Consider the following 16593-nt stretch of genomic DNA (forward strand, 5'->3'; position numbering starts at 1 on the left):
CACGCCCCCGCGGCGGCGCTTGGCGACGCCGGCGCGCCGCCCGTCGCAAACGCGGTGCCTTCCGGGAGGCGGGTCCCTAGCCTGACGGTGTTGTCCCCCTCCATCCACTCCCAGGAGCCCGACATGATCCTCCGCACGATCTCCCTCGCCGCCATCGGCCTGTGCCTGATGCACGGCGCCGCGCACGCCCTCACCGACGCCGAGTTCCAGCCCGCGAACCAGACTTTCCGCGCCGCCGCCGCCGGAGACAACGGCGCACTCGACCAGGCCGCCGCCACGTTCGCCGCGCTCCAGAAGGCCGAGCCGGCGAACCCGGTGCCGGTCGCGTACGGCGGCGCGCTGGAGGCGATGCGCGCCCGCACCACGATGCTGCCGTGGCGCAAGGTCGCCCACGCCGAGGACGGCATGGCCGCGCTCGACAAGGCGCTGTCGATGCTGACCCCGGCCCACGACACCGAACGCCTCAACGGCACGCCGCCCGCCCTGCTCGTGAAGTTCACCGCGGCCAACACCTTCCTCGCCGTACCCGCCCTGATGAACCGCGGCAGCCGCGGCCGCAAGCTGCTGGACGAGGTGCAGGCCCACCCGGCGTTCGCGACCGCACCGGCCGGCTTCCGCGACGCCGTGGCCCGCGTGGCCGAGAAGCAGGCCGAGCAGGCGAACCGGAGCGCCCCGTGAACGGCGCCGTCGTCGAACTCCGCGGCGTGACCAAGACGTACCGCCTCGACCGCCACGTGGTGCCCGCGCTGCGCGGCGTCGACCTCGCCGTGCGCGCCGGCGAGCTGCTCGCGCTGACCGGCCCGTCCGGGAGCGGCAAGAGCACCATCCTCAACCTGTGCGGCCTGATCGACACGCCCGACGAAGGCGCCGTGCACCTCGGCGGGGTCGAGGTGCCGCCGGGCGACGAGGCCGAGCGCACGCGGCTGCGCCGCGATGCGCTGGGCTTCGTGTTCCAGAGCTTCAACCTCGTGCCGGTGATGACGGTGGCCGAGAACGTCGACTACCCGCTGTTCCTCGCGGGGGTCGGGGCGAAGGAGCGGCGCGCGCGCGTGGCCGCGCAGCTGGAGGCGGTGGGCCTGCAGGACCACGCCGACCACCGGCCCGACGCGCTGTCGGGCGGCCAGCGGCAGCGGGCCGCCATCGCGCGGGCGCTCGTCAAGCGCCCTCGCCTCGTGATCGCCGACGAACCCACCGCGAGCCTCGACTCGGTCACCGCCACGCAGGTGCTCGACCTGATGCGCGAACGCGGCCACGCCGAAGGCGCGGCCTTCGTGATCGCCACGCACGACAGCCGCCTCACCGACCGCTGCGACCGTGTGCTGGCCCTGCGCGACGGGAGGCTGCAATGAGCCTCGGCACCACCTGGCGCTGGTTCGACTTCGCGGTGCGCAACACCTTGCGCAACCGGCGGCGTTCGCTCGTGACCGTGTCCGTCGCCGCGCTCGGCACCGCGGCCATCCTGGTCGCGGGCGGGTTCGCGCTGTCCACCTACGAATCGCTCGCGCAGATGTCCGCGCGCCTCTCGGGCCACCTGGTCCTCGGCCAGCCCGCGCAGTTCGAGCAGGACGAGGACACGCCGCTGCAGCACGGCCTCGACGATCCCGCGGCGCTCGGCAAGGCGTTGCGCGCCGATCCGGACGTGCGCTTCGTGCTGCCGCGCATCACGTTCAGCGGCCTGATCAGCAACGGCGACAAGTCGACCGTGATGCTCGCCTCCGGCATCGACCCCGACAGCGAGTTCGCCGTCAAGGGCCCGTTCCTGAAGGTGGTGGCCGGCGACGTGCTGTCGTCGGGTTCGAAGGACGCCGAGGTGATGCTGGGCGAGGCGCTGGCGAAGAGCCTGAAGGCCGAGCCGGGCACGAGCCTCACGATGCTCGCGAGCACCACCGAGGGTGCGCTCAACGCGATCGACGTGCGGGTGAAGGGCATCTTCGCCACCGGCACACCCGAGATCGACAGGCGCGCGGTGATGACCGACATCGCCACCGCGCAGCGCCTGCTCGTCACCGAACGGGTGTCGACGCTCGGGGTGTACCTGAACCGCATGACGGACACCCCCGGCGCGCAGGCCCGCCTGGCCGCCGCGTTCCCGACGCTCACGGTGCAGACCTGGCTGGACCAGGCCGCGATGTACAAGTCGGTGCGAGCCCTCTACAACATCATCTTCGGCGCGCTCGGGGCCATCATCGGCGTGATCGTGGTGTTCGTCGTCGCCAACGCGATGGCCGCCTCCATCGTCGAACGCACACGGGAGATCGGCACGCTGCGCACGCTCGGCACGCTGCCGTCGCAGCTGCTGCGTTCCCTCTCGCTCGAAGGCCTGGTGCTCGGCGGCTGCGGGGCGCTGATCGGCGCGGCCGTCGCCGCCGGCATCTCGGTCTTCCTGTACCTCGTGCCCGTGCAGATGCCCCCGCCCCCGGGACGTTCCACCGGCTACCCGCTCGTCGTGTCCATCGACGCGGGCCTGTACGCCGCGGTGGCCGTCGCGATGGTGGTGCTGGCGATGCTCGCCTCCGCCTGGATCGCCCGCCGCACCGTGAACCGGCCGCTCGTGGCCGCCCTCGCCCACACCTGACCCCGGAGACCGCCATGACCTCCCTCCTCCGCGCCCTCGCGGCCGCGTGCCTCGCGCTGTGCGCCTGGCACGCGCAGGCCGCCGACGCCACCGCCCTGCTCAAGGCCGCCGACCGCTACCGCGTCGCGAGCGACGACGTGCAGGTCGAGGTGCAGATCGACACGACGAAGTCCGACGGTTCGCCGGACAAGCAGCGCCGCTACACCACGTTCTCGCAGTCGGGCCACCGCTCGCTCGTGCTGATGCGCAGCCCCGCCGAACGCGGCCAGAAGGTGTTGATGCTGAGCGATGACTTCTGGCTGCTGATGCCGTCGAGCCAGCGGCCGCTGCGCATCACGCCCACGCAGAAGCTGCTGGGCGATGCCTCGACCGGCGACGTCGCGACGATGCGCTGGTCCGACGACTACACGGCCGAGGTCGTGGGCGAGGAGCGGTGCGGCGAGGTGGCCTGCATCCACCTCGCGCTCACCGCGGCGCGCAGGGGCGTCACGTACCAGCGCATCGGCCTGTGGATCGGCGCGGCGCGGCACGAGCCGCTGCGCGCGGACCTCTACGTGCAGTCCGAGAAGCTCGCCAAGCAGGCGCGGTTCGTGATGGACCGGCCCGAGGCGCCCACGACGATGACCGGCATGGTGCTGACGGACCAGCTCGCCAACGGCCGCGAGACACGCGTGCAGTACCTGTCGCGCAAGACGCGGTCGGTGCCCGAGGCGTGGCTGAACCCGATGTACCTCGCCCGCAACCCGGAACTCGAATGAACCGCGCGACGACGCTGATCGCCGCCGGCCTGCTCGCGGCCTCGGCCGCGCAGGCGGAGGCCGACTTCGGCGGCCAGGTGCGGCTGCGGGTCGACGACCAGACCACCGGCCGCAACGCCACCGCCGAGGCCGAGCTGCGCGGGCGCTGGCGGGCCGTCACCGCGTCCGGCACCCTCGCCCACGCCTGGACCGAACATGCGGGCGACACCGACCTGTCGCGGGTCAACGAGCTGTACGCCGCGGGCGAGGCGGCGGGCTGGTCGTTCGCCGCGGGCCGCCGCATCGTCTCGTGGGACGTGGGTTACGGCTTCCGCCCGAACGACGTGGTGCAGCAGGAGCGGCGGCGCACGCTGCTGCCCGTGCTGCTGCAGGGCAAGGCGGTGCTGCAGGCCGAGCGGTTCGGCACCGACGAGGCCTGGTCGCTGGTGGCCGTGGACCCCACGTCGTCGTCGAAGGAACACGCCTTCGCCGCGCGCGCCTGGCGGCGCGTGGGGTCCGCCGACTGGCACGCATTCGCACGCCAGGGCGAGGACACCGGTCCGAGCCTGGGCACGGCGGTGTCGTGGGTCGCCACCGACGCCACGGAAATCCACGCCTCGGTGCGGTACGCCCACGAGGTCAACGGCCGCTTCCACGTGCCGCAGGCCCTCGCGGGCTTCACGTGGACCGGAGAGAACAAGGTCGGCGTGATCGGCGAGGTCTGGTACGACGGCAGCGCGCCGTCGGACGCCGAATGGGCCGACCCGCGGTCGGTGCGCGGACTCTTCACCCAGGCGTCCGCACTGCAGAACCTGCGCCGGCGCAGCGTCTTCGTGCGGGTGTCGTGGACGCACGAGGGGTGGGAGCCGTCGCTCGACCACCTGTGGCTGCCGTCCGACCGCAGCCACACGACCACGGCCGCCCTCGGGTGGCAGGGCGACCGGGTGCGCGTGGACGTGGGCCTGCGCCGCCTGGGAGGACCCGCCGGGTCGGTGATGGCGGCCAGCCCCATCAACCACATCGGCTACGCGGCCGCCACGTGGTCGTTCTGAAGGAGGCCGGCGTCTACAATGGTTTTCCCATGGGCCCGGACGGGTCCGGCCCCTCGAATCACCAGCGCAATTCATGAGCGACGACAAGAGCACCTCCACTGGCGCGGACCACAAGCCGAGCAACTTCCTGCGGCAGATCATCGAACGCGACCTGAGCCAGGGAACCTACGCCTCGCGCCGCTTCGGAGGCAGCCCCGGCGACGCCGCCCACCATGCCGCCGGCCAGCCGGACCCGGCCCGCATCCGCACGCGGTTCCCCCCCGAGCCGAACGGCTACCTGCACATCGGCCACGCCAAGAGCATCTGCCTGAACTTCGGCCTCGCCCGCGAGTACGGCGGCGCCTGCCACCTCCGCTTCGACGACACGAACCCGGAGAAGGAAGAGCAGGAGTACGTCGACTCCATCCGCGATTCGGTGCAGTGGCTCGGCTTCGACTGGCACAGCTTCGGTGACGACAACCTGTACCACGCCAGCAACTACTTCGACTTCATGTACCGCGGCGCCGAGGCGCTGATCGGCGCGGGCCTCGCGTACGTGGACGAGCAGACCGCGGAAGAGATGCGCGCGAACCGCGGCGACTTCGGCCACCCCGGCGTCGACAGCCCGTTCCGCGGCCGCACGCCCGAGGAGAACCTCGCGCGCTTCCGCGAGATGCGCGACGGCAAGCACCCCGACGGCTCGATGGTGCTGCGCGCGAAGATCGACATGGCGAGCCCGAACATCAACCTGCGCGACCCGGCCATCTACCGCATCCGCCGCGCCACGCACCACAACACGGGCGACACGTGGTGCATCTACCCGATGTACACGTACGCGCACCCCATCGAGGACGCGCTCGAGAACATCACGCACAGCATCTGCACGCTCGAGTTCGAGGACCAGCGCCCGTTCTACGACTGGGTGCTCGACCACCTGTGCGAACTCGGCCTGCTGTCGCAGCCGCGCCCGCACCAGTACGAGTTCGCGCGGCTGAACCTCACGTACATCGTCACCAGCAAGCGCAAGCTGCGCCAGCTCGTGGCCGACAAGCACGTCGACGGCTGGGACGACCCGCGCCTGCCCACCATCGTGGGCCTGCGCCGCCGCGGCTACACGCCCGAGAGCCTGCAGCTGCTGGCCGAACGCAGCGGCGTCAGCAAGGCCGGCGGCTGGCTCGACTACAGCTCGCTCGAGATCGCGCTGCGCGACGACCTCGACGCGAAGGCCCCGCGCGCGAGCGCCGTGCTCGACCCGGTCAAGCTCAAGCTCACCAACTTCGCCGAGGTGTTCGGCAGCGAGTCGCACCAGGAGCCGGCGCACGCGCCCGTGCACCCGGCGCACCCGGAGCGCGGCCACCGCGACTTCGTGCTGACGAACGAGGTGTGGATCGAGCGCGAGGACTTCCTCGAGGTGCCGGTGAAGGGCTACCACCGCCTGTACCCGGGCAACAAGGCGCGCCTGAAGTACGGCTACGTCATCGAGTGCACCGGCTGCGAGAAGGACGCCGACGGCCGCATCACCGCCGTGCTGGCCACCGTCGTGCCCGACACCAAGAGCGGCACGCCGGGCGCCGACGCGGTCAAGGTCAAGGGCGTGATCACCTGGGTCAGCGTGGCCACCGGTGTGCCCGCCGAGGTGCGCCTGTTCGACCGCCTGTTCACCGTGCCGCAGCCGGACGCAGGCGGCACCGACTTCCTGACGGTGCTGAACCCGGACAGCAAGAAGGTGGTGCAGGCCGTCGTGGAGTCACCCCTCGCGCAGGCGCAGGGCGACGACAAGTTCCAGTTCGAACGCCACGGCTACTTCGTGGCCGACCGGCACGACAGCCAGCCGGGCAAGCTGGTGTTCAACCGCACCACGACGCTCAAGGACACCTGGGCGGCGAAATAACACCTCCCAGTCATCCCGGCGCAGGCCGGGACCTTGGGCGGTGGCTCACGCAGCAGCTTGCTCGGTGAACGCCGAGGGTCCCGGCCTGCGCCGGGACGACGCGCTCTTGCTCAGTTGCCGTCCGTGTCCTCGAACCGCACCGGCTCCACGCCGCGGTGCTTCGGGCGCACGACCACCGTGCCGGCGATCTTGTCGTGCCAGCCCTGCTTGCGTGCGTCGATGCCCACCCAGATCAGCCCCAGGGCGAACGGGATCGTCGACACGAAGTACCCGAGGTAACGCAGCACCGACTGGTTGAACGACGGCGGCTGCCCCGTGCGGGCGTCCACCACGCGTGCGCCGATGGCCATCTTGCCCGGCGTGGCTGCGCGGAACAGCCAGAAGAGCACCGTCGCGATGGCCGGGAACACCCAGGTCACGAGCAGGTCGGCGGGACCGGCGACCCAGCCCGTGCGGGCGGGGTCCCAGTAGGCCCAGCCATAGAACCCGTGGAGCACCGGGATCACGATCACCAGCAGCAGCAGGGTGTCGATCAGCACCGCGCCCAAGCGGGCCCAGAACCCGACGTACTCGAGTTCCTCGTCCGCGTTCATGAGCGGCGGCTGCGCGGCTTGGTCTTGTCGATCTCGGCGAACTGCTGCTTGAGCAGCGCCATCAGCACGCGCGCGTTTTCCTCGGTCATGCTGAGCCAGCTGGTGGGGGTGCGGTCCTCCGTGGGCTTCAAGGGCATCACGAGGGCGTCGACCTGGGCGTTGATCAGGCCGTTGCTGTGCGAGATGGCCTTGAACCGCTGGATTTCGATGTTGTGGGTCTTCATGGCCGAAGCGTACAGCAGCCCAAGCCCGTCGTTTATTTGCACAGCCGTGCACAAATGAGGTCCTTTGGGGTAGATTTCCCGGGTCGGACGCCCTCGACGGCATCCGGAGATCTGCACATAAAAACCCCGGGGACTTCCTTTCCATGAGCCACACCTTGAACCGGCGCGGCCTGCTGGCCGGCGCCGCCGCGCTCGCGGGCGCGCGATTCGCCACACCCGCCCTCGCCCAGCCCGCGCCCATCCTGATCGGCCAGAGCCTTCCGCTGTCGGGGCCCGTCGCGCCCGCCCTCGCCCCCATCGTGCAGGGCCAGAACCTCGCGCTGGAGCAACTCAACCGCAAGGGGGGCATCACCGGCCGGCCGGTGCAGCTCGTGCAACTGGACGACGCATACGACCCGCGCCGCACCGTGGAGAACGTGCACACGCTGATCGAACGCGACAAGGTGGTGGCCCTCACGGGCCTGGCCAGCACGCCGGGCGTGGCCGCGGTGCTGCCGCTGATCGCCGAGCGCAAGGTGCCGCTGTTCGGGGTCTACACGGGTTCGCACCTGCTGCGCCTGGCCCCGAACCCGTACTTCTACACGACCACGGCCACCTACGTGGACGAGGTGAACGAATGCGTTCGGCACCTGCTGACGCTCAAGCGGGAACGCATCGCCGTCGTGTGGCAGAACAACGAGTTCGGCAAGCTGATGCTGCCGCTCGCCGAGAAAGCCATCAAGGACCAAGGCGGCGCGCTGGTGGCCTCGGTGCCGGTGGCCGTGGACGCGTCCGACGCGCTGGCCGCCGCCGCGGCCGTCAACGCGAAGCAGCCGCAAGCGGTGCTGATGCTGTCCATCGCCGGCCCCACCGTGGTGGGCTACGTGAAGGCGCAGCGGGCCATGGGCGCCGCGCCCATCTACACGATCAGCACCGCCCTCGGCGCCCTGCCCGCGCTGGGCGACGAGGCGCGCGGCGTGGCCGTCACGCAGATCGTGCCGTACTGGCGGCAGACCGACCCGCTCGCGCGCGACTACATGGCCGAGACCCAACGCGCGAAGCAGACGCCCAGCTACGGCCACTACGGCGCGTACCTGATGTTCCGCATGCTGTTCGAGGGCCTGCGCCGTGCGGGGCCCGTGGTCACGCCGCAGACGGTGAACCGCGGCATCGAGGGCATCCGCCAGATGAAGGTCGCGACCGGCGACATCTCGTTCAGCCCCACGAACCACCACCCGGGCCGGTTCGTCGAGATGACGATCGTGGGCCCGCGCGGCGTGTTCATCCGCTAGGCGGGCACCAGGGCCTCGCCGAAGAAGGCCTCGGCGAGTTGCACCGGGTCGTTGATGGTGCGCACCCGCAGGTAGGCCTCGCCCGCCTCGGGATAGTGCCGGCGCAGGTAGTTCAGCCACTGCTTGAGCCGCCCCGCGCGGGCGCGCGGTTCGATCTTGCGGCTCACGAGGTCCCAGAACTCGGCCATCAGCGGCATCAGCGCGTCCCACTCGAGCGGCGGGCGCGAGGGGTCGAGGATCGCGAGCGCGAGACCGGGGTACGAGACCATGCCGCGCCCCACCATCAGGTCGTCACAGCCCGACTCGCGCCGGCACGCGGCGGCGTCCGCCGCGTTCCAGATCTCGCCGTTGGCCACCACCGGCACCTTCACCGCCTCGCGGATGCCGGCGATGCACTCCCAGCGTGCGGGCGGCTTGTAGCCGTCTGCCTTCGTGCGGGCGTGCACCACCAGCTCGTCGGCGCCCGCGTCGGCGATGGCCTGGGCGCATTCGACGGCGCGGGCCGTGTCGGCGATGCCCAGCCGCATCTTGGCCGAGACCGGCATCTCCGGCGGCACCGCGCGGCGCACGGCCGAGACGATGCGCGCGAGCAGCTCGGGATCGGCGAGCAGCGCCGCTCCGCCGCCGTGCCGGTTCACCACCTTGGCCGGGCAGCCGAAGTTGAGGTCGACACCGGCCGGGCCCAGCGAGGCCAGGCGCGCGGCGTTTTCGGCGAGGCACACCGCGTCGGACCCCATCAGCTGCGCTCGCACCGGCACACCGGCGGACGTGCGCCCGCCGTGCTCGAGTTCGGGCACCACGCGCGTGAACACCCGCTCGGGCAGCAACGTGCCCGTGACCCGGATGAACTCGGAAACACAGCGGTCGATGCCGCCGACCCGGGTGAGGATGTCGCGCAGCGTGAAGTCGAGCAGCCCTTCCATGGGCGCGAGCAGGATGGTCATGGGACAACGGAGCGAAGCCCGCCATTGTCCCCGATCCGGTGCCGGGCCTCCATTTGCACGAAGGGCCGTGAACGGAGATCATGGCGGCCCCTCAGGAACGGAGACATCCGATGAAAAAACTGCTCTGCCTCGCCGCCCTCGCCTGCACCCTGCCGTTCGCCTCCGCGCAGACCGCCAACGGCACGCCGGCCGCCGTCGCGAAGGACAAGGGCGCCGTCACCACGGCCAGCGGCCTCGTGTACGCCTCGATCAAGGAGGGCAAGGGCCCGAGCCCGGCCGCCACCGACACGGTCAAGGTGCACTACCGCGGCACCTTCCTCGACGGCAAGGAGTTCGACAGCTCGTACAAGCGCAACGAACCCACCAGCTTCCCGCTGAACCGCGTGATCCCCTGCTGGACCGAGGGCGTGCAGCGCATGAAGGTGGGCGGCAAGGCCAAGCTCACCTGCCCGCCGTCCATCGCCTACGGCGAACGCGGCGCCGGTGGCGTGATCCCGCCGAACGCCACGCTGCAGTTCGAGATCGAACTGCTCGAGGTCGCCGGCAAGTAAGCCGTGTGACACCGGGAGGCGGGGAAACCCCTGCCTCCGCCCGGTGGCGTCTCTTCGCGGGATGGGGAACAATCAATTCTGCACAGTTGTGCATTTTGAGGCTCGTGCTTCCCCATACCAACGAAAGAGACACATGACCTTCAAACGAATCCTCACGACCTCGGTCGTGCTGGCGGCGCCTGCGTTCGCCCTGGCGGCGGGCGTCAGCCCCCGCTTCGACCTCGCGTCGCCCGCCGGCAGCCCGTTCCCCAGCGACCGCTTCACGGTCGCCGACTTCGGCCAGAAGACCCTGCGCCGCGTGAAGCTGCCGCTGCCCGACTGCACCCAGCTGCCGTCCGACTGCGCCGACGTCCACGTGATCAACACGCTGGACGGCTTCAACGTGCAGCCGCGCCTCACGGTGCCGTTCACCGGCGCCATCGACCCCGCCACCGTCACCAGCCAGACCGTGTGGCTGCTCAACCTCGGCGACACGCTGACCGGCCACGGCTTCGGCCAGAAGGTGGGCATCAACCAGGTGGTGTGGGACGTCGCCACGCAGGTGCTGTCGTTCGAGTCGGACGAACAACTCCAGGAACACACCCGCTACGTGCTCGTGGTGACCAATGGCGTGCGCGACACGTCGGGCGCCCCCATCGAATCGGGCGCGTTCGGCAAGTTCGAGGCGGCGCTGGACGCCGCGCAGGCCCGCAACGCCGACCTCGCCGCGTACCGCAAGCTGCTGGTCGACGCGCTGCGCTCGTGCGGCACGGGCCCGCGCATCGTCGCGGCGAGCCTGTTCACCACGCAGAGCACCACGTCCGACCTCGAGAAGATCCGCCGGCAGATCCAGCGCACGAAACCGGCGCCCGTCGATTTCCAGGTCGGCCAGTCGGCCGCCGGCCCGGTGCGCGCGAACTTCGCGGTGGCCGACGTTGCCGCCATCCAGTGGGTTCGCCAGACCGGCACCGCGCCCGCCTTCACCACATCCTTCGTGCCCACGCCCGCGCTGGCCGTGGTGCCCGGCGTCGTCGGGCAGGTCGCCTACGGCACGTTCCGCAGCCCGAACTACCTGAACGCCGACATCGTGCTGCCGGCCACGCCCACGCTCACCGGCGAACCCCAGCCGCTGGGCGCGAACACGCTCACCGCGCAGGTCTTCCTGCCCGCCGGCCCGCGCCCGGCCGCGGGCTGGCCGGTCGCCATCTTCGGGCACGGGTTCAGCGACAGCGTCTACGGCGGTCCGTGGACCCTGGCCGCGGTGCTGGCCTCGAAGGGCATCGCCTCCATCGGCATCAACGCGGTGGGCCACGGAGGCGGGCCGCTCGGCACGCTCAACGTCGTGCGCAACAGCGCGGGTCCGGTGTCCGTGCCCGCGGGCGGCCGCGGCATCGACCAGGACCACAACGGCACCATCGACGCCACCGAGGGCCTGAGCGCCGTCGGCGTCAACAGCATCGTCAGCAACCGCGACGGCCTGCGCCAGACGGTCGTGGACCTGCTGCAGCTCGTGCGCCAGGTGCAGGTGGGTGTGGACGTCGACGGCGACGGCGCCCCGGACCTGGATGCCAACCGCATCTACTACACGGGCCAGTCCCTCGGCGGCATCTACGGCACGGCGCTGCTCGCCATCGAGCCCGCGCTGAAGGCGGGTGTGCCCAACGTCGCGGGCGGCTCGCTCACCGAGGTCTCGCGCCTGGGCCTCTTCCGCCCGCTCGCCGGCGCCTACCTCGCGGGCCGCAAGCCCTCGCTGATCAACCTGCCCGACCCGAGCGGCATCGCGTTCTTCGAGAACATCCCGCTGCGCAACCTGGCGCCGGTGGTGAACCAGGTCCCGGGCGCCATCGCGATCCAGCAGGTGTTCGACCGCAACGAATGGGTGCAGCAGTCGGGCAACCCGGTGGCGTACGCGGCGGCGCTGCGCAAGCGGCCGCTGGCGGGCAACGCCGCGAAACCCGTGATCGTGCAGTTCGCGCTGGGCGACGTCGTGGTGCCGAACCCGGCCAACACCGCCCTCGTGCGCGCGGGGGGTCTCGCCGACCGCACCACGATGTTCCGCAACGACCTGGCGTACGGGGCCAACCCGGCGGTCGGCAAGGCGGGCCACACGTTCCTGACGAACCTCGCCGTGCCGGCGGCCGCACCCTTCGCGCTGGCGGCGCAGGCCCAGATCGCCACGTTCTTCGCATCGAACGGGGCCACGTTCATCGACCCGGACGGTGCGGGGCCGTTCTTCGAGACCCCGGCGTCGACGCTGCCCGAGGGGCTGAACTTCATCCCCTGACGGCCGTCTTCGTTTCGTTACACGGGGATCGCGATAATCGGCGGGTGAGATTGTCCTTTCCCCTTTCCCGGCGGCGCCAGCGGGGTGTCGCCGTCCGCAGTGTCCTGCTGGCCCTCGTGGCCTTGTGCGTGGCGGTCGTGATGACCGCCGTGGTCGGCGCCACCCTGCTGTACCAGCGGCAACCCGACCTCACGGCCCTGACCGACTACCGGCCGAAGCAGCCGCTGCGCATCTACACCGAGGACGGCGCCGAGATCGGCCAGTTCGGCTCCGAGCGGCGCTACCTCGTGCCCATCTCGCAGATCCCGAAGCAGATGCAGGACGCCGTGCTCGCGATCGAGGACGTGCGCTTTCGCGAACACATCGGCGTCGACGCCCGGGGCGTGGTGCGCGCGGTGCTGACGAACCTTTGGCGCTCGCGCCGCAGCCAGGGCGCGTCCACCATCACGCAGCAGGTGGCCCGCACGTTCTACCTCTCGTCGCGCAAGACCTACATGCGCAAGATCAACGAGATGCTGCTCGCGGTGAAGATCGAGCGCCAGCTGGGCAAGGACCAGGTGCTCGGGCTCTACATGAACCAGATCTTCCTCGGGCACCGCGCGTACGGGTTCGAGGCGGCGGCCCAGGCGTACTTCGGCAAGACGATGTCGGCGCTGTCGCTCGCGGAATGCGCGATGCTGGCCGGCCTGCCGCAGAACCCGATCTACGCGAACCCGGTCGCCAACTTCGAGCGCGCGCGCCAGCGGCAGCGGCAGGTGCTCGACCGCATGCGCCAGGCCGGCATGATCACCGCCGAGGAGGAGCAGGCCGCGCGCGACGAGGTGCTGCACATCCGCACCGAGCGCGACACGCAGCTGCACGCCGAACACGTCGCCGAGATGGCCCGGCAGATCGTCTTCTCGCGCTACGGCGAGGCGGCCTACACGCTGGGCCTGAAGGTCACCACCACGCTGCGGTCCGACCACCAGCAGGCCGCCTACCGTGCGCTGCGCAAGGGCATGCTCGACTTCGAGCGCCGCCAGCCGTACCGCGGCCCGGAAGACCAGGAAGACATCCCCGCCGGCCTGGGTGCCACGGATGCGGCGGTGGTCCAGCTGCTCGGCGACTACCGCGACGACGACGACCTGCGCGTGGCCATCGTCACCGAGGCGAGCCCGCAGCAGGTGGTGGCCACGCTCGCCACCGGCGAGGTGATCCAGGTGCGCGGCGAGGGGCTGCGGGCCGTGCAGGCGGCGCTGTCGTCGCGGGCCCGCGCGTCCGAATCGATCCGCCGCGGGTCGGTGATCCGGGTGGCGCAGGACCTCGCCACGAGCGGCCAGTGGGCGGTGCGCCAGTGGCCCGACGTGGAAGGCGCCTTCGTCGCCGTGGCCCCGGGCACGGGCCGCGTGCGGGCGCTGGTGGGCGGCTTCGACTTCAACCGCAACCAGTTCAACCACGCGAGCCAGGCCTGGCGCCAGCCCGGGTCCACGTTCAAGCCCTTCCTGTACTCGGCCGCGCTGGAACACGGCGTGATGCCCGCGACACTGATCAACGATGCGCCGCTCTCGCTGCCGGGCGACGTGGCCTCGTCCGGCTGGGACCCGAAGAACTCCGACGGCGCCTACGAGGGTCCGATGACGATGCGCCAGGCGCTCGCGAAGTCGAAGAACCTCGTGACCATCCGGCTCGTGAAGCTCATGGGCCCCGAAGCGGCGCGCAACTGGACCGGCCGCTTCGGCTTCGACCCCGCCCAGCAGCCCGACAACCTCACGCTGGCCCTCGGCGCCGGGCAGACCACCCCGCTGCAACTGGCCGCGGCCTACGGCACGCTCGCCAACGGCGGCTACCGCGTGGAGCCGATGCTGATCCAGCGCATCACCGACGCCCAGGGCAACGTGCTGTTCGAAGCCCCGCCGGTCGAGATCGACGAGAGCCAGCGGTCGGTGCCCGCACGCAACGTGTTCATCACGAACAGCCTGCTCAACGAGGTGACCCGCACCGGCAGCGCGTCCCGCACCCAGGCCCAGCTCAAGCGGCCGGACCTGTACGGCAAGACCGGCACCACCAACGACGCGGTGGACACCTGGTTCGCCGGCTTCCAGCCGAGCTTGGTGGCCGTGGTGTGGATGGGCCACGACAACCCGCGCAGCCTCGGCGCGCGCGAGTACGGGGCGACGCTGTCGATGCCCGTCTGGATCGACTTCATGTCGCAGGCCCTCAAGGGCGTGCCGGTGGAAACACCCGCGGCGCCCGAGGACGTGATCAAGATCGGTGGCGACTGGACCTACATCGAGTGGGCCTTCGGCGGCGCGAAGACGAACGTGGGCTTCGACGACGCGACCGAATCGCTCGATGCGCCGCCGTCGTCACCCGCACCGGCCTCGGCGCCCTTGCCCGCCCCGGCCCCACCGCCGCAGCCGGTTCATCCCACGCGTGCGCCGTTCCAGACCGATCCCACGTGATCGCGCGACTGCGTTATGCTGTGCCCGTGAACGCACAGTCCCATCCCCAGCTTCGGGTGACCACCCGACGACCCGCTCGACGTCGACGTTGAGCGGTTTCGTCCTGCCCGAACGCCCCCGCGTTCACACGCCAAGGCCACGAGACCCCTCGTGGCCTTTGTTGTTTCTGGGAGCCGCCCGTCCGGGACTCCCGGGCCCGAGCGGTTCTCCGTGACCTTGTTCCCCCCCCACCTCACCAGGAACCAAGGCATGAAAGACCACCCTCCCCCCGCCTCCGCGCCGTCCCCATTCGCCGCGCTGATGACCGTAACGAACCGCCCTGACACCGTCTTCATGCGCGGTGAAGGCAGCTGGCTGTGGGACGACACCGGCCGCCGGCACCTCGACGTCGTGCAAGGCTGGGCCGTCAACACGCTGGGCCACGCGCCCCCCGTGATCGCCGAGGCGCTGCGCGCGCAGGCGGACCGGGTGCTGCACATCGGCCCCGGCTTCCACAACGACCAGGCCGTCGCGCTCGCGAACCGGCTCGTGGCCCTGTCGGGCCTCGACCGCTGCTTCTTCACGAACAGCGGGGCCGAGGCCAACGAGGGGGCCATCAAGCTCGCGCGCAAGTACGGGCGGATCCACCGGGACGGTGCCTACGAGATCATCACGTTCACGAACAGCTTCCACGGCCGCACGCTCGCGACGATGAGCGCGAGCGGCAAACCGGGCTTCGACACGCTGTTCGCGCCGCAGGTGCCCGGCTTCCCGAAGGCGCGGCTGAACGACCTCGCGAGCGTCGAGGCACTCGTGGGCCCCGGCACGGTGGCCGTGATGCTCGAACCCATCCAGGGCGAGGCCGGTGTCGTCGAGGCCACGCCGGCGTTCCTTCAGGGGCTGCGCGCGCTATGCGACCACCACGGCCTGCTGCTGATGTTCGACGAGGTGCAGACGGGCGTGGGCCGCACGGGCGACTGGTGGGGGCACACCGCACCGGGCGTGCGGCCGGACGTCATGACCCTCGGCAAGGGGCTGGGCGGCGGCGTGCCGATCGGGGCGCTGCTCGCGCGCGAGGCCGTCTGCTGCTTCGCGCCCGGCGACCAGGGCGGCACCTACAACGGCAACGCGCTCGTGTGTGCGGTGGCGTCCGCGGTGCTCGGGGCCGTCGCGGCGCCCGGCTTCCTCGAGAACGTGCACGCGCGCGGCCAGCAGCTGCGCGAGGGCCTCGAACGGATCGGCGCGCGGCTGGGCAGCGGTCCGGTGCGCGGGCGCGGCCTGCTGCTCGCGCTGGACCTGCCCGGTGCCGGCCAGGCTTCGCACGTCGCGGAGGTGCTGCGCACGCGGCCCGGGGACGGGGTGCTCGTCAACGCGGTGCAGCCGCAGCGGTTGCGCTTCGTGCCGGCGCTCAACGTGAGCGGGGACGAGGTGGCGCTGCTGCTGGACGCACTGGACGAGGTGCTGCCGGGCGCCTGACGGCGGCCGCGGGATTCAGGCCGCGGCGGGCGACAGGCGCAGCACCTGCCGCACCTCCCGCAACTGGACCCCGCCCACGTTGACGACCTTGCGCGGACCGGCGTCGGCCTCGAAGCCCGCGCGGCGGTAGAACCTCAGCGCGCGTTCGTTGTGCTCGATGACCCACAGCGTGACGGACCGCGCGCCGTCGTCGGCCATGCGCTCGAGGGCCTCGTTCCACAAGGCGAGGCCCACGCCGCGCGACCAGTAGGCCGGCTCCACGTAGAACGCCCAGACTTCGGCGGCGCCGTCGTCGGCATCGCCGTCGCGGGACGGGCCGAAGGCCACGAACCCGACGAGGTCGGGCCCCTCGTGGGCCACCACCAGTTCGGGACGCCGCTGGGTCATGGACGCGAGCCACATGGCCTCGCGGCGCTCGACCGACAGCAGCGACAGGTAGTTGGACGGCAGCATGTGCCGGTAGGCCTGCTGCCACGAGCGCACGTGCACCTCCGCGATGGCGCGGGCGTCGCCCAGGCAGGCCGGGCCGATGTGGAGGGGCAGGCTGGTGTCGGACATGGTTCCTGCAATGCTGACGAAACAACGAAAAATGCGCCCCCCTATGGTGTGGGGGGCGC

The 16593-nt window shown here is 71.2% G+C and carries 15 protein-coding genes; 11 read left to right on the top strand and 4 right to left on the bottom strand.

The genetic code is table 11. The annotated features are described in order from the left end of the window. Positions 1-123: 123 nt before the first annotated feature. From A4W93_RS16895 to A4W93_RS16920, 6 genes are all read left to right on the top strand, one after another. Positions 124-678 carry a hypothetical protein gene (locus tag A4W93_RS16895; RefSeq protein ID WP_085751715.1) on the top strand — a complete coding sequence of 185 codons (555 nt, stop codon included), beginning with the start codon at positions 124-126 and terminating at the stop codon, positions 676-678. Next, entirely contained in the window at positions 675-1349 is a 675-nt protein-coding gene (locus tag A4W93_RS16900; RefSeq protein ID WP_085751716.1) for an ABC transporter ATP-binding protein, read from the top strand. The genes A4W93_RS16895 and A4W93_RS16900 overlap by 4 nt, the downstream gene beginning before the upstream one ends. Continuing rightward, the gene (locus tag A4W93_RS16905) at positions 1346-2575 is read left to right on the top strand and encodes an ABC transporter permease (protein ID WP_085751717.1); all 1230 of its coding nucleotides are present in this window, start codon (positions 1346-1348) and stop codon (positions 2573-2575) included. The genes A4W93_RS16900 and A4W93_RS16905 overlap by 4 nt, the downstream gene beginning before the upstream one ends. 14 nt (positions 2576-2589) lie before the next feature. After that, positions 2590-3333, top strand: coding sequence for an outer membrane lipoprotein-sorting protein (locus A4W93_RS16910; protein ID WP_085751718.1), 744 nt, complete (start codon positions 2590-2592; stop codon positions 3331-3333). After that, positions 3330-4364, top strand: coding sequence for a hypothetical protein (locus tag A4W93_RS16915; protein ID WP_085751719.1), 1035 nt, complete (start codon positions 3330-3332; stop codon positions 4362-4364). Before A4W93_RS16910 ends, A4W93_RS16915 begins: the two co-directional genes overlap by 4 nt. A gap of 73 nt (positions 4365-4437) precedes the next feature. Further along, positions 4438-6234 carry a glutamine--tRNA ligase/YqeY domain fusion protein gene (locus A4W93_RS16920; RefSeq protein WP_085751720.1) on the top strand — a complete coding sequence of 599 codons (1797 nt, stop codon included), beginning with the start codon at positions 4438-4440 and terminating at the stop codon, positions 6232-6234. A gap of 110 nt (positions 6235-6344) precedes the next feature. On the opposite strand, the gene A4W93_RS16925 is transcribed toward A4W93_RS16920, so the two are convergent. Together A4W93_RS16925 and A4W93_RS16930 are read right to left on the bottom strand one after the other, a co-directional pair. Next, positions 6345-6827, bottom strand: a complete 483-nt coding sequence (locus A4W93_RS16925; protein WP_085751721.1) for an RDD family protein — start codon at positions 6825-6827, stop codon at positions 6345-6347. After that, positions 6824-7051, bottom strand: a complete 228-nt coding sequence (locus A4W93_RS16930) for a hypothetical protein (RefSeq protein WP_085751722.1) — start codon at positions 7049-7051, stop codon at positions 6824-6826. Before A4W93_RS16930 ends, A4W93_RS16925 begins: the two co-directional genes overlap by 4 nt. Positions 7052-7194: 143 nt before the next feature. On the opposite strand from A4W93_RS16930, the gene A4W93_RS16935 reads away from it, so the two are divergent. Further along, positions 7195-8322 (top strand): ABC transporter substrate-binding protein, encoded by a 1128-nt coding sequence (locus A4W93_RS16935; protein ID WP_085751723.1) that lies wholly within the window; start codon positions 7195-7197, stop codon positions 8320-8322. Here A4W93_RS16935 and A4W93_RS16940 read toward each other — a convergent pair. Continuing rightward, positions 8319-9266 carry a tRNA dihydrouridine synthase gene (locus tag A4W93_RS16940; protein ID WP_085751724.1) on the bottom strand — a complete coding sequence of 316 codons (948 nt, stop codon included), beginning with the start codon at positions 9264-9266 and terminating at the stop codon, positions 8319-8321. The two genes, A4W93_RS16935 and A4W93_RS16940, sit on opposite strands and share 4 nt — an antisense overlap. 110 nt (positions 9267-9376) lie before the next feature. Between A4W93_RS16940 and A4W93_RS16945 the strand changes: the two genes are divergently transcribed. The 4 genes from A4W93_RS16945 to A4W93_RS16960 all read left to right on the top strand — a co-directional run bounded on the left by A4W93_RS16945 (position 9377) and on the right by A4W93_RS16960 (position 15976). Beyond that, positions 9377-9817 carry an FKBP-type peptidyl-prolyl cis-trans isomerase gene (locus A4W93_RS16945; protein WP_085751725.1) on the top strand — a complete coding sequence of 147 codons (441 nt, stop codon included), beginning with the start codon at positions 9377-9379 and terminating at the stop codon, positions 9815-9817. Positions 9818-9950: 133 nt separating this feature from the next. Continuing rightward, positions 9951-12080 carry an Ig-like domain-containing protein gene (locus A4W93_RS16950; protein ID WP_085751726.1) on the top strand — a complete coding sequence of 710 codons (2130 nt, stop codon included), beginning with the start codon at positions 9951-9953 and terminating at the stop codon, positions 12078-12080. A gap of 44 nt (positions 12081-12124) precedes the next feature. Further along, positions 12125-14521: a penicillin-binding protein 1A gene (locus tag A4W93_RS16955; RefSeq protein ID WP_284293490.1), complete on the top strand. Its 2397-nt coding sequence runs from the start codon at positions 12125-12127 to the stop codon at positions 14519-14521. Between the two features lie 249 nt (positions 14522-14770). Further along, on the top strand, positions 14771-15976 hold the full coding sequence (locus A4W93_RS16960) for an acetylornithine transaminase (RefSeq protein ID WP_085751728.1): 1206 nt from the start codon (positions 14771-14773) through the stop codon (positions 15974-15976). A gap of 15 nt (positions 15977-15991) precedes the next feature. On the opposite strand, the gene A4W93_RS16965 is transcribed toward A4W93_RS16960, so the two are convergent. Beyond that, a complete protein-coding gene (locus A4W93_RS16965; RefSeq protein WP_157782180.1) occupies positions 15992-16534 on the bottom strand; it encodes a GNAT family N-acetyltransferase in 543 nt (180 codons plus the stop codon). Positions 16535-16593 lie beyond the last annotated feature (59 nt).

Origin of the sequence: Piscinibacter gummiphilus (assembly GCF_002116905.1) — a bacterium.
Taxonomy (GTDB): Bacteria; Pseudomonadota; Gammaproteobacteria; order Burkholderiales; family Burkholderiaceae_C; genus Rhizobacter; species Rhizobacter gummiphilus.